Here is a 12,223-nt window from a genome sequence, read left to right as displayed (position 1 = left end):
TCAAGCGACGGCAACGACGTCGAGAATGCGTTGCACCACGCGGTCCTGGTCGATGCCGGCCGCTTCGGCCTCGAACGACAGAATGATGCGGTGGCGCAGCACGTCGAACAGCACCGCCTGGATGTCTTCCGGGCTGACGAAATCGCGGCCGGCCAGCCAGGCGTGGGCCCGGGCGCAGCGGTCCAGGGCAATCGAGCCACGAGGGCTGGCGCCATAGGCAATCCATTCGGCCATTTCCGGATCGAACTTGGCCGGGGTGCGAGTGGCCATGACCAGTTGCACCAGGTATTCCTCCACCGCATCGGCCATGTACAGGCCGAGGATTTCCTTGCGCGCGGCGAAGATCGCCTGCTGGCTGACGCGCCGCTCGGGCTTGGTTTCACCGTTGAGGGCTTCGCCACGGGCCTGCTGCAGGATGCGGCGCTCGACGGCGGCATCGGGGAAGCCGATTTTCACGTGCATCAGGAAACGGTCGAGCTGGGCTTCGGGCAGCGGGTAGGTGCCTTCCTGCTCGATCGGGTTTTGCGTGGCCATCACCAGGAACAATGGCGACAGCTCGTAAGTGCTGCGCCCCACGCTGACCTGGCGCTCGGCCATGGCTTCGAGCAATGCCGACTGCACCTTGGCCGGGGCACGGTTGATTTCGTCCGCCAGCACCAGGTTGTGGAAGATCGGGCCTTGCTGGAACACGAAACTGCCGGTTTCCGGGCGATAGATCTCGGTGCCGGTGATGTCGGCGGGCAGCAGGTCGGGGGTGAACTGGATGCGATGGAACTGTGCCTCGATCCCTTCGGCAAGCTCCTTGATGGCCTTGGTCTTGGCCAGCCCGGGAGCGCCTTCAACCAGCATATGGCCATCGGCGAGCAGGGCAATGAGCAAGCGCTCGATGAGCTTTTCCTGGCCGAGAATCTGCGTTGAAAGAAAGGTTCGCAGCGCAAGCAGCGCTTCACGATGTTCCATCGATGACGGTTCCTGGAGAGGTGAGACTCGGCATTGCGAAAAATGCCAGGCCTGGGGGCGTTACTTTAATGCATCGGAGGGGGTGGAGACTAACGGCGCGGGGGGTATTTTTCGGGAAATGTGGGAAATGTCTGAGGTTTTTTCCGATAGGCGCCTGCCTTTGTGGCGAGGGAGCTTGCTCCCGCTGGGTTGCGCAGCAGCCCCAACAAGGCTGCCGAGTTTTTCCAGGCAGAACGCATTTGGCTGGATTGGGGCCGCTTCGCAGCCCAGCGGGAGCAAGCTCCCTCGCCACATTGTGCGGGTTTGGCAGCTAGGCCCGGATATAGGTCCCGGTGCCCTTGAGAATGTTCTGCAGGGTTTCTTCCACTTCGGCCAGATCCGACTCGGCGGTGCCGTGGGTGATTGCCAATTGATCGTGGCCGCCCAATGCATCGGCATCCGCCGCGCCAATCTCCACCAACAGTGTCGTGGCACTCAGGGTGATCTTCAGCCCGTCCAGGGTCGACGGCTCGTAATCCCAGGTGACTTCCACCTCGTCCTCGTCCGGATAACGGGTCACCATGAACATCTCGCCCTTGTCGCCGTGGCAGCAGAGCATGGCCATGTTGTCTTCTTCGTCATCGCACGGGTTGACGATCAGGTGGGCGGTGGTGAGTTGCAATGGCATGGTTAATCCTGTCTGGGGGAGGGCGAAGCAGGGCAATTGTGCCATTGCGGCGAATTTTGTGCTGCATCGTGTATGAGGGGCTCCTAGCTGTTGCCGGTTTGGTTTTCCAGATCAAAGTCACTTAACAGCGTCAAGATCGACGTTTTGTTAGCCAACTCGCTCCAAGGGCCTTGATCAATGATTGCTCCGTTTGACATGACAATAACCTGATCAAAACGGTGCAGGTGGCGGACATCATGTGTGACGCATATCAATCCGCGTTTGCCGAAGATATCGAACAGCAGATCCCACACAGGCGTGGCCAGTTTTTGTTCAATGGACGCGCTGGGTTCATCGAATAAATTGAATTCCCCGGGCCTGTTGACGAGGCGCAGCAGGGACAGACGCTTTGCTTCGCCTCCTGAAATATTGGACGCGTTTTCGCTGAGGCTGCGGTTTAAAACGATTTCTTCCAGGTTCAGTTGCTCAATTGCGTGGTTCAAGTGTGGGGAGGGGGGGATTCCAAACAGTACGGAGTGATCAAAGTAGCCTTCCAGGAACTGGGGCGACTGGGGGCAATACCTCAGGTACCTCAAATGCGCTTGGGCACTCAGTTCGCAAATGGGCTTGTCGTCGATAAGCAACCTGCTTGTCAGTGAGGGGTTCAAGCCTGCCAGCACTTCCAGCAAGGTAGATTTCCCCGCTCCACTTGGCCCAGTGATGGCAACTGACTGACTTTGGGTAAATTCGATGGCTGTCTTGATGGTCAAGCGGATGGAGCTGGTGTCAGTCACGATGCAGGGATTAAGTATTAACGTTGATTTGGGCTTTAGCGGTATTTCGAGTTGGCCGTTGTCGTCGCCAAAATTTGGTAACGACAGTAGGTGCAGGAGTCGGCGCTGGTCTGCGAGAAATTGATCCAGTACCCGGTAGCCTTCTGTAAGCGCAGTAATGTTGATTAAGAAGCTGCCAGCGATTGAGAATGTCGCAACTAATTGCCCAAGACTAATAACGGGTTGTCCTGAAAGCTGATCCAATACCCCCCAGCCAAGTAGCCCTCCGGTGGCAAGGCTGATGAATAGGATCTTTATACCGTTTAAAAAACCGCCGGAGCTTGTAACTGTTACCGCGGCATTGGCGTATTGGGTGAAAGCTTCATTCAAAGGGTGTGTGGCAGTATGTTCTGCTCCTTCCAGTTTTATAGACTTCCCCGATTTTAAAGTGTTGAACAGAATGGCACCCAGCTCATCTTCTTGTTCGTTGATCCTGTCAATGTGCTTTCTCCGCCATCTTATGATTTTGTGGGCTGTAAAAAGATAGATAGCACTCAGGCCGATCACAGCGAGGAACACTCCGCTACCACCCATATACAAAAAGGCTCCCCCAACAATTAGCAACTCCAGGCACATAGGAAATGCGACAGTGACGAAAAACGTAAGCAATTTTTCGTGAGCCGTGATTCCGCGTTCCACAGACTTTATGAAGTGGCCAATGCGCCATGAGCTAAAGTGATGAAAGTCTTTGTGCAGTAATTGCCCAATCCAATTGATCGAAGCATCTCTTACGATTTGTTGGATTAGCTTGGATAATAGGAATATTTGCGCAGGGTTTACTAAGGCCTGAATGCATCCGGCCAGAATGAAGCCTGCAATCAGTATGAATAAGGTGTTCATTGTTGGCTGGTTGTTGCTAAGTGCGTCTACGACTTCTCCTAGCAGTAAAGGTGGCGCGAGCGCTATAAGTTTAAGCCCTATTGTGGTAAGGACGGTAGACGTAAGCAGAGCTGTATGCTGTTTGCATGCTATTTTAACAAGTGTTTGCATTTGGTCGCCTATAGGCATTCTTCGCTGCATTCATACTTATAGTGTAGGGGTGGGGCAGCTGAGTAGAGTGTGCTGGGGCGCTACCAAGTTTCCACTTCTAATAATGTTGAAGCGCTCAAGGCTGGGGATGTAGATTTGTATAACGCTACAGCCGTTGGCAAACTTGGTGAGTGTTCTGAAGAATATTTTCTTTCCGTCATTGGAAAGGCTGTTTTGTAATATTTGCAGCTGATGCGGAACGCTTGCTGAGAATTGTTTGTGTTGATGTTTAATGAGGGGCAGTCTCAAGTTCTTTATTGAGGAGAACTCAATGAGAGGTTTGAGCTTTTCTGAGCTAGACAGCAGCTCCAGGGTTTTCTTGTCCAGCTCCTCTCCTGCAGAGTCATACAGTTCGTTTGCTTGGAATTGCTCCGTCACCGCTCGCTGCAAAGCTACGTTAACGTCCAGCGAGCAACCTGAGCCAACAGATGCAATATGTAGATCGCCTGCGCCCGCTCTGGGGAAAGCTGCTGCAAAATAAACGCCTAAAAAATCTTTAATGACCACGATCTGGAGACGTTGGGCAGATTTTATTGCATACGGATTGTTATGTAGTGCCATCGCAAGGAGGGATGTGGACGGGGAGTATAAATTTATGGGTGGGCCGATTTTGCAAATTGCCATATAAAAAAGCGATAGAATGTGTCGCTCAATGACTTCGAGAATGCCGTGCAAGAGGGCCTCGTCTTCCGTACATCCGAATGCCATACCTGAATTGGATGAGTAGCGGGCTAGAAAATTTAAGTGAGAGTTTCCTTTGGGATGTTTGTTTTTGGCGATGGCTGGGCAGAGGAGCGCGTGTGGGACTAATAATTTTTCCTTTTTATCAAGGGTTGTGAGCGTTAAGCATTCAAGAGGCTCCTTGATTTGAGAGCAGTTGAAGAGTAAGCCATCGATTTTTGCTGGCGCTTGTGCAGCAACTGCCTTGCAGTGACACGTCGTAATACCAAGGGCGATTGGTTGGCCCGCGATAAGGTGTTCTAAGCTTTCAGCGAGTGCTCCAATAAGTGATTCGGGCCCTTTGCCTGCGCCCGATGCGACTAGTTGGCTATTTGCGTCGTACAGTTCCGTTGTCGCTACTAGGTTTTCTTTGTTTGCATACTGCGTAATCGCAGTTAGGCCAAGGCTATGAATGGTCTCTTTTATTTTTGATAGAGCATTGGTTGGGCTTAGTTCTCGCTCTGACATGCTTGCCTCGTTATTTTTGAATGCCGAAAGGATTTCCTTTCGGCATTTTTTAGCGGGTGCTTCATTTGTATGGAATGTCAGTTTGTGAGTGTGGCGAAGAAGTGGACCTCGGTCGCTAGTAAGCTTTCGGATGCGCCTGCGTTTTGCGGAAAGCCAGTCGGGATGGTTATTTCGGAGCGTTTATTACCCATTTCAATCACCTCGTTTCTATTTTGAATGAGAGGCACTCGATAGTGAGTTCCCCACTTGCGCGTAATTTCGCAAGTGATCAATTAATAGCAGTGGCCCTACCTCGATTCAATTGGTGTGAAGGCGCGAGCGTCCTGTGTTTGTGTAGGAATTATCTCGTCGGGGCGTGGGATGATAGTTGTCTATGTTTGATTTTTTGGCTTAGCTGCGGTTGTACGCAGCTGTTTCAATGGTTTGTGATGTTTATGGTTTTGTGAGAGGTAGGCAAACTAAGAGCGGTTCGACAAATCACTCATTTAGCTTTTGATGTGATTGGGAGTTCAGCCTCTCTATTGGGAAGGGGGCGACCACCGAGAATTTACCCTGATGATTCACTTTCTCAGGAGGCGTGCGGCATGCTGGCGAAAATGCGGCGAATTTTGTGCTGCATCGTGTGTCAGACCTTGAGGCATGACCTGGCGGGCAATATCAGTCATTTCCGGTACTCGGCGCCCCGGGATTTCTCCGAAAACACCCGGTTGCCCAAGTCGCAACCCGCCGGCAGCGTGCCGATGACCGAATATGTCGCAGCGTCGCAAGCAGCTTGCTTCCTACACTCGTTAAGCTGCGCAACGGATGTGCCTCGCCAGGAGTCTGACCTGCCCGTCGTACCGTCACCTGGCAAGGTGCGCATCTTATGGAAGTTGAATGTGACCTCATTGTCTTGTCCAGCTTCACCCACCTGTCACTCTGAATTCGTTACTGTAGACCGCGAACAGAGCTGACGTTCTCCCCGCAAGGGGATAACACGCGACGCTTCCATCAATAACAAGCCCAAGCGGAGTACCACAGATGGCGTTCTTCACCGCAGCCAGCAAAGCCGACTTCCAGCACCAACTGCAAGCGGCACTGGCGCAGCACATCAGTGAACAGGCACTGCCACAAGTGGCGCTGTTCGCTGAACAATTCTTCGGCATCATTTCCCTGGATGAACTGACCCAGCGTCGCTTGTCCGACCTGGCCGGTTGCACCCTGTCTGCCTGGCGCCTGCTTGAGCGCTTTGATCACAACCAACCGCAAGTGCGGGTCTACAACCCCGATTACGAACGTCATGGCTGGCAATCGACCCACACTGCGGTCGAAGTGCTGCACCACGACCTGCCATTCCTGGTGGACTCGGTGCGTACCGAGCTGAACCGCCGTGGCTACAGCATCCACACCCTGCAAACCACCGTACTCAGCGTGCGTCGTGGCAAGAAGGGCGAACTGCTGGAAATCCTGCCCAAAGGCACCCAGGGCGAAGACGTTCAGCAAGAATCGCTGATGTACCTGGAAATCGACCGTTGCGCCAACGCCGCCGAGCTGAGTGTCCTGAGCAAGGAACTTGAGCAGGTACTGGGCGAAGTGCGCGTTGCCGTCGCCGATTTCGAACCGATGAAAGCCAAGGTCCAGGAACTGCTGGCCGGTATCGACGCCAGCCCGTACGTGATCGACGGCGAAGAAAAAGCCGAGATCAAGAGCTTCCTGGAATGGCTGGTGGGCAACCACTTCACCTTCCTCGGCTATGAAGAGTTTGTGGTACGTGACGAGGCGGACGGCGGTCATATCGAATATGACGCCAACTCGTTCCTCGGTCTGACCAAACTGCTGCGCCCGGGCCTGACGGCCGACGAGCTGCGCATCGAAGACTACGCGGTGAACTATCTGCGTGAGCCGGCCGTGCTGTCGTTCGCCAAGGCTGCACACCCAAGCCGCGTGCACCGCCCGGCCTACCCGGACTACGTGTCGATCCGCCAGATCGACGCCGACGGCAAGGTCATCAAGGAATGCCGCTTCATGGGCCTCTACACCTCCTCGGTGTACGGCGAAAGCGTGCGGGTGATTCCTTACATCCGTCGCAAGGTGACGGAAATCGAGCGTCGCTCGGGCTTCCAGGCCAAGGCGCACTTGGGCAAGGAACTGGCCCAGGTGGTCGAGGTGCTGCCCCGTGATGACCTGTTCCAGACCCCGGTGGACGAGCTGTTCAGCACCGTGATGTCGATCGTGCAGATCCAGGAACGCAACAAGATCCGCGTGTTTCTGCGCAAGGACCCGTACGGCCGTTTCTGCTACTGCCTGGCCTACGTGCCGCGCGACATCTATTCCACCGAGGTGCGCCAGAAGATCCAGCAAGTGCTGATGGATCGCCTGAAAGCCTCGGACTGCGAGTTCTGGACGTTCTTCTCCGAGTCCGTACTGGCTCGCGTGCAGTTGATCCTGCGGGTAGACCCGAAGAACCGCCTGGACATCGACCCGCTGCAACTGGAAAAAGAAGTGGTGCAGGCCTGCCGCAGCTGGCAGGACGACTACTCCAGCCTGGTGGTGGAAAGCTTCGGCGAAGCCCACGGCACCAACGTGCTGGCTGATTTCCCGAAAGGTTTCCCGGCCGGCTACCGTGAGCGTTTCGCCGCGCATTCGGCCGTGGTCGACATGCAGCACTTGCTCAGCCTGACCGAAGCCAACCCGCTGGTGATGAGCTTCTACCAGCCGCTGGGCCAGGTTTCCGGCCAGCGCGAGCTGCATTGCAAGCTGTATCACGCCGATACGCCGCTGGCGCTGTCCGATGTGCTGCCGATCCTGGAAAACCTTGGCCTGCGTGTCCTGGGTGAATTCCCGTACCGCCTGCGTCATGCCAATGGCCGCGAGTTCTGGATTCACGATTTCGCGTTCATCGCCGCCGAAGGCGTGAACCTCGATATCCAGCAATTGAACGACACCCTGCAGGACGCGTTCGTGCATATCGTGCACGGCGATGCCGAAAACGATGCGTTCAACCGCCTGGTGCTGACTGCCGGCCTGCCATGGCGCGACGTGGCGCTGCTGCGTGCCTACGCCCGTTACCTGAAGCAGATTCGCCTGGGCTTCGACCTGGGTTACATCGCCAGCACCCTGAACAACCACACCGACATCGCCCGCGAGTTGACCCGGTTGTTCAAGACCCGTTTCTACCTGGCGCGCAAGCTCACCGCCGAAGACCTCGAAGACAAGCAGCAACGCCTGGAACAAGCGATCCTCACGGCCCTGGACGACGTTCAGGTGCTCAACGAAGACCGCATCCTGCGTCGCTACCTGGACCTGATCAAGGCCACCTTGCGGACCAACTTCTACCAGGCTGACGCCAACGGCCAGAACAAGTCGTACTTCAGCTTCAAGTTCAACCCGCACGCGATTCCTGAGCTGCCCAAGCCGGTGCCGAAGTTTGAAATCTTCGTCTACTCGCCACGGGTTGAAGGCGTGCACCTGCGCTTTGGTAACGTCGCTCGCGGCGGCCTGCGCTGGTCTGACCGTGAAGAAGACTTCCGCACTGAAGTATTGGGCCTGGTAAAAGCCCAGCAAGTGAAGAACTCGGTGATCGTGCCGGTGGGCGCCAAGGGCGGTTTCCTGCCGCGTCGCCTGCCGTTGGGCGGCAGCCGGGACGAGATCGCGGCCGAGGGCATCGCCTGCTACCGCATCTTCATTTCCGGCCTGTTGGACATTACCGACAACCTGAAAGACGGCGCCCTGGTGCCACCGTTGAACGTGGTGCGCCACGACAACGATGACCCGTACCTGGTAGTAGCAGCGGACAAGGGCACTGCGACCTTCTCCGACATCGCCAACGGCATCGCCATCGACTACGGCTTCTGGCTGGGTGATGCGTTCGCTTCCGGCGGTTCTGCCGGTTACGATCACAAGAAAATGGGCATCACCGCCAAGGGCGCGTGGGTGGGGGTGCAGCGTCACTTCCGTGAGCGCGGCATCAACGTCCAGCAAGACAGCATCACCGTAGTGGGCGTGGGCGACATGGCCGGCGACGTGTTCGGCAACGGCCTGTTGATGTCCGACAAGCTGCAACTGGTCGCCGCCTTCAACCACCTGCACATCTTCATCGATCCAAACCCGAACCCGGCCAACAGCTTCGCTGAACGTCAGCGCCTGTTCGACCTGCCGCGCTCGGCCTGGACCGACTACGACACCAGCATCATGTCCGAAGGCGGCGGTATCTTCTCGCGCAGCGCGAAGAGCATTGCCATCTCGCCACAGATGAAAGAACGCTTCGACATCCAGGCCGACAAGCTGACCCCGACCGAACTGCTGAATGCCTTGCTCAAGGCGCCGGTGGACCTGTTGTGGAACGGCGGTATCGGCACCTACGTCAAGGCCAGCACCGAAAGCCACGCCGATGTGGGCGACAAGGCCAACGACGCCCTGCGCGTCAACGGCAACGAGTTGCGCTGCAAGGTAGTGGGCGAGGGCGGTAACCTCGGCATGACCCAGCTGGGTCGTGTGGAATTCGGCCTCAATGGCGGCGGTTCCAACACTGACTTCATCGACAACGCCGGTGGTGTGGACTGCTCCGACCACGAAGTGAACATCAAGATCCTGCTCAACGAAGTGGTGCAGGCCGGTGACATGACCGACAAGCAGCGCAACCAGTTGCTGGCGAGCATGACCGACGAAGTCGGCAGCCTGGTGTTGGGCAACAACTACAAGCAAACCCAGGCCCTGTCCCTGGCTGCCCGCAAAGCCTTCGAGCGCGTGGCCGAGTACAAGCGCCTGATGAGCGACCTGGAAGGCCGTGGCAAGCTGGACCGCGCCATCGAGTACCTGCCGACCGAGGAGCAGCTCAACGAGCGCGCCGCTGCGGGCAAGGGCCTGACCCGTCCGGAGCTGTCGGTACTGATCTCCTACAGCAAGATCGACCTCAAGGAAGCGTTGCTCAAATCCCTGGTGCCGGATGACGACTACCTGACCCGTGACATGGAGACCGCTTTCCCGCCGAGCCTGGTGGCGAAGTTCTCCGAAGCCATGCGTCGCCACCGTCTGAAGCGCGAGATCGTCAGCACCCAGATCGCCAACGACCTGGTCAACCACATGGGCATCACCTTCGTTCAGCGCCTCAAAGAGTCCACCGGCATGAGCCCGGCGAACGTGGCGGGCGCCTACGTGATCGTGCGTGACATCTTCCACCTCCCGCACTGGTTCCGTCAGATCGAAGCCCTGGACCACCAGGTCTCGGCCGACGTGCAACTGGAGCTGATGGACGAGCTGATGCGCCTGGGCCGCCGTGCCACGCGCTGGTTCCTGCGCAGCCGTCGCAACGAACAGGATGCGGGGCGTGATGTTGCGCACTTCGGTCCGCACCTTGCCGCGCTGGGCCTCAAGCTCGACGAACTGCTGGAAGGCCCGACCCGCGAAGGTTGGCAGAACCGTTACCAGGCTTACGTCGAAGCCGGTGTGCCGGAGTTGTTGGCGCGCATGGTTGCAGGCACTACCCACCTGTACACCCTGCTGCCAATCATCGAAGCCGCCGACGTGACAGGCCAAAGTGCGGCAGACGTCGCGAAGGCTTACTTCGCCGTCGGCAGCGCCCTGGACTTGCCGTGGTACCTGCAGCAGATCAGCAGCCTGCCCGTGGGCAACAACTGGCAGGCCCAGGCCCGCGAGGCCTTCCGCGATGACGTGGATTGGCAGCAACGGGCGATCACCATTTCCGTACTGCAAATGGCCGATGCGCCAGAAGACATGGAAGCCCGCGTGGCCCTGTGGCTTGAGCAGCACCAGGACATGGCTGATCGCTGGCGCACCATGATGGTGGAGATTCGTGCTGCAGTCGGCACGGACTACGCCATGTACGCGGTGGCCAACCGTGAGTTGCTGGACCTGGCGATGAGCGGTCAATCGGTGCTGTAACTGGCTTGATTGAGCGGTAAAACCAAAAGCCCGGTATCGAAAGATATCGGGCTTTTTTGCATTTGATTATCGGCGTGTTATCTCAACTTGTGGCGAGGGAGCTTGCTCCCGTTGGGCTGCGCAGCAGTCCCGTTTTTGGGGCCGCTGCGCGTCCCAGCGGGAGCAAGCTCCCTCGCCACAGGTTAAAACAGTGTGATCAATTGCTGCGTAGTAGCTTGGCTTCCAGATGATCCAGATGCCGGGTCATCAAGTTGACGGCTTTGCCGGCATCGCCATGCTCCACCGCATCCACAATTGCCCTATGTTCCTGCCATGCGCAATACGTGCAAGCCTTGGCCTCAAACTGCGCAATCGCCAATGAGGTCAGCGGCACCAGGCTGTTGAGAAACTGTGCCAACGGTGCATTCCCGGCGATGGCTGCCAGTTGCAGGTGAAACTCCCCGGAGAGCCGAATCGCCGGGCCACGTTCGTCACGCTCGATGCAGTCGCGCTCCCGTGCGATCAACTCCCGCAGTTGGCGGATCTGCGCCGGTTTCGCCTGGGCACACGCCAACTGCACCACGGTGATTTCCGTCAGGCGCCGCGCCTCGAGAATCTGCTGGGTCTGTTGTGCATCCGGTGCCGCCACCTGGGCCCGATGGTTGGGCCGAAGGATGATCACTTGCTGGTGCGACAGCCGCGCCAGCACCCGGCGAATCACGCTGCGGCTGACGCCAAAACTTTGCCCGAGGCTCTCCTCGGTAAAACGGCTGGCGGGGGCGATGCGTTGCTCGAGAATGGCGTCGAACAGTGCCGGGTAGATGTCGTCCACCGAGAGTTTCGGCTTGCCCACCAGGCGCAACGGCGTAAAGGGGAAAGGGGTGTGCAGGGCGTGAGCGGTCATGCGCGGTCTCCTGGAAGTCAGCTACCCAGATGGTCATCCGGGATGTTCAAGCGAATGCCCATGCGCAAGCCTTCCTGCAGGATATGCCGGCGCATTTCGGCGCTGGCCAGGGCGCTGTTCTTGTTGCGGATCGCGCGCACCACGGCGTCGTTTTCCTGCAAGCGTTCCGCCAGGTGTTCGGGGGAGTTGCGCAGCACCTGGGCGCTTTGCTTGAGGGCGTTGCTGGTTTGTTGCACCACGTTCTGGAAGATCGGGTTGGAGGTCAGGGCGAACAGTTCTTCGTGGAACGCGATGTAGGCGTTCATCCCGGCTTCGCTGTCGCCGGCGTCGAGGGCTTCGCGCATGTCCATCAGGGTCAGGCGCAGTTGCCCGACTTCCTTGCTGCTGATGGATTGCGCCACTAAACCTACGATAAAGGGCTCGAGGGTGTAGCGCAGTTGTAGGATGTCTTCGAGGCTGGCGTCCGCCACGCCGCTGTCCTGGGCCTGGGATTCGCTGAGGGTGGTTTCCAGCACCACCACGCCCTTGCCGGGCATGGAACGTACCAGGCCGAGGGTTTCGAGCACGATCACCGCTTCGCGCAGGCTTGGGCGGCTGATGCCCATTTGCTCGGCCAGTTCACGCTGGCCGGGCAGCATCTCGCCGCGCCGCCACTGACCCCTCGCCAGGGCGGCGCGCAGTTTTTCTACCACTGAATTGACGACGGTTGACGAGGTGATCACGTGTGGCTCCCTTTAAATTGAACTGTCTGCTTGGTGTGGCGAGGGAGCTTGCTCCCGCTGGACTGCGCAGCAGGCCCATTTT

General features: G+C 57.6%; 7 protein-coding genes. 1 reads left to right on the top strand and 6 read right to left on the bottom strand.

Translation table 11 applies throughout. The annotated features are described in order from the left end of the window. From HX805_RS17875 to HX805_RS17860, 4 genes are all read right to left on the bottom strand, one after another. Positions 1 to 960 carry a MoxR family ATPase gene (locus tag HX805_RS17875; RefSeq protein WP_003218556.1) on the bottom strand — a complete coding sequence of 320 codons (960 nt, stop codon included), beginning with the start codon at positions 958 to 960 and terminating at the stop codon, positions 1 to 3. 310 nt (positions 961 to 1,270) lie between these two features. Beyond that, on the bottom strand, positions 1,271 to 1,627 hold the full coding sequence (locus tag HX805_RS17870; RefSeq protein WP_003212949.1) for a hypothetical protein: 357 nt from the start codon (positions 1,625 to 1,627) through the stop codon (positions 1,271 to 1,273). A gap of 83 nt (positions 1,628 to 1,710) precedes the next feature. Continuing rightward, a complete protein-coding gene (locus HX805_RS17865; RefSeq protein WP_256345119.1) occupies positions 1,711 to 3,429 on the bottom strand; it encodes an ATP-binding cassette domain-containing protein in 1,719 nt (572 codons plus the stop codon). Between the two features lie 36 nt (positions 3,430 to 3,465). Continuing rightward, positions 3,466 to 4,656, bottom strand: a complete 1,191-nt coding sequence (locus HX805_RS17860) for a YcaO-like family protein (protein WP_256344656.1) — start codon at positions 4,654 to 4,656, stop codon at positions 3,466 to 3,468. 1,020 nt (positions 4,657 to 5,676) lie between these two features. Between HX805_RS17860 and HX805_RS17855 the strand changes: the two genes are divergently transcribed. After that, positions 5,677 to 10,536 (top strand): NAD-glutamate dehydrogenase, encoded by a 4,860-nt coding sequence (locus tag HX805_RS17855; RefSeq protein WP_003212956.1) that lies wholly within the window; start codon positions 5,677 to 5,679, stop codon positions 10,534 to 10,536. 196 nt (positions 10,537 to 10,732) lie between these two features. Here HX805_RS17855 and HX805_RS17850 read toward each other — a convergent pair whose 3' ends face one another. Both HX805_RS17850 and HX805_RS17845 read right to left on the bottom strand, forming a co-directional pair. Then, positions 10,733 to 11,419, bottom strand: coding sequence for a GntR family transcriptional regulator (locus tag HX805_RS17850; protein ID WP_102369279.1), 687 nt, complete (start codon positions 11,417 to 11,419; stop codon positions 10,733 to 10,735). Positions 11,420 to 11,436: 17 nt separating this feature from the next. After that, the gene (locus HX805_RS17845; RefSeq protein WP_003212959.1) at positions 11,437 to 12,141 is read right to left on the bottom strand and encodes a FadR/GntR family transcriptional regulator; all 705 of its coding nucleotides are present in this window, start codon (positions 12,139 to 12,141) and stop codon (positions 11,437 to 11,439) included. Positions 12,142 to 12,223 lie beyond the last annotated feature (82 nt).

It is taken from the genome of Pseudomonas sp. G5001 (assembly GCF_013385475.1).
In the GTDB taxonomy this organism is placed as follows: domain Bacteria; phylum Pseudomonadota; class Gammaproteobacteria; order Pseudomonadales; family Pseudomonadaceae; genus Aquipseudomonas.
The sequence above is the reverse complement of the archived record's forward strand: the minus strand, read 5'-3'. Positions and strand labels throughout refer to the sequence as shown.

Bases quoted from the DNA above. Each gene is read 5' to 3' on its own strand.
- HX805_RS17870 (WP_003212949.1), bottom strand. From the start codon at position 1,627: ATGCCATTGCAACTCACCACCGCCCACCTGATCGTCAACCCGTGCGAT.
- HX805_RS17865 (WP_256345119.1), bottom strand. From the start codon at position 3,429: ATGCAAACACTTGTTAAAATAGCATGCAAACAGCATACAGCTCTGCTT.
- HX805_RS17875 (WP_003218556.1), bottom strand. From the start codon at position 960: ATGGAACATCGTGAAGCGCTGCTTGCGCTGCGAACCTTTCTTTCAACG.
- HX805_RS17850 (WP_102369279.1), bottom strand. From the start codon at position 11,419: ATGACCGCTCACGCCCTGCACACCCCTTTCCCCTTTACGCCGTTGCGC.
- HX805_RS17855 (WP_003212956.1), top strand. From the start codon at position 5,677: ATGGCGTTCTTCACCGCAGCCAGCAAAGCCGACTTCCAGCACCAACTG.
- HX805_RS17860 (WP_256344656.1), bottom strand. From the start codon at position 4,656: ATGTCAGAGCGAGAACTAAGCCCAACCAATGCTCTATCAAAAATAAAA.